1 protein-coding gene is annotated in these 1250 nt (G+C 54.2%); it reads right to left on the reverse strand.

The features are described from left to right. The coding region (locus AC3WWR_RS30830; protein ID WP_492599320.1) for an integrase core domain-containing protein at positions 1–1144 on the reverse strand (1144 nt) is incomplete at its 3' end. Positions 1145–1250: the final 106 nt, after the last annotated feature.

The following is a 1250-nucleotide window of genomic DNA, read 5'->3' on the forward strand; positions in this document are numbered from 1 at the left end:
CATCCTTAGCGTCTCGTTCATCAACCCGTCCCAGTAGAACAGGCCCAAAGATGATGTCCCAAGCCCCTTCGCTGATGTTCTCCAATCCGACTATCTGATGTTTCAGGACATAGCCGACATAGATTCTGAGCCTTCCTTTGTTCACCACGCCGTTGGAGTCCGTTCGGTATGCCTCAACATGGCTTGGGTACTTCATCTCCGGCAGCTTCCTCGGAAATGCCCGTGACGAGCTTGTATAGCAGGAGCCTGGTGTTTTCTGCCCCAAAGCCTCATGAAGACGTTCATGATTATAGTGCTGCATGAACAGGTCAAAATGCTTCTGCTGGGCTCCCCACTCAATTTCCGGCGGCCTTGGCAATGTGCTCTTAAGCGTGCGGTGCATGCGCTCATGCCGTCCATTCTGCTCGGGTCGACCCGGCTGAATCCTTTCGTGAATGATGCCCAGGCGGGCCCACCAGATAGACAACTGCGATAACCCGGCACGCCCACCGCTGGCGAAAGGGACTCCGTTGTCCGTACGGATCCGCTCAGGCATTCCATACATCTTGAATAACCGCTCGAAGGTGGCCTTGGCGTCCTTGAAAGTCGTGCTCGGCATGCTTTCACAAGCCAGTAAAAATCGACTGGCGTGATCCATTACCGTCAACGGGTAACACCAGACACCGTCTCCTGTCAGGTATTGGCCTTTGTAATCAGCGCTCCAGAGCTGGTTAGGAAGGTCGGCTTTCTGAAGTGGTTTGGGATAAACGGCGACACGTTGGCGCAACCGCCGAGACACCACCAATCCCGCTTTTTTAAGCACGTTGTAGATCGTGGTTTTGGAGGGTGGCGGCTGATCTGGAAACCGCTCTCTCAGGGCTGTCTGGATCTTTTTCGGGCCTGGCGTGGTTTGCCCTTGGCCGCGCAGCTCAAGAATGGCCTCTTTGACCGCAAACGGCACAGCCTGAGCTTGAGAGTGGCGCTTGCGACTGCACTCCGCCAATCCGTTGATGCTGTCCGCGTTGTAGCGGGCTACCCACTTGTAACCGGTCTTGCGACTGATGCTGTGAGCCGCACAAAGTTGGCTGAAATTAAGTCGACCGGACAGATAGTCGGCAATGAACATCACTTTCAGGTCCATAGGTTTGAGCTCTCGCCACGGCATGGTCAGATCCTCGGAATCGACCAGTGCCAGTTAAAAACTGTTACCTATGTGCTTGAACTGTTTTGTTACCTATGTGGGTGAGTCATACCGGCAAAGCCTTTTGCTT

The organism is Pseudomonas sp. EB271-G4-1, from assembly GCF_058791355.1.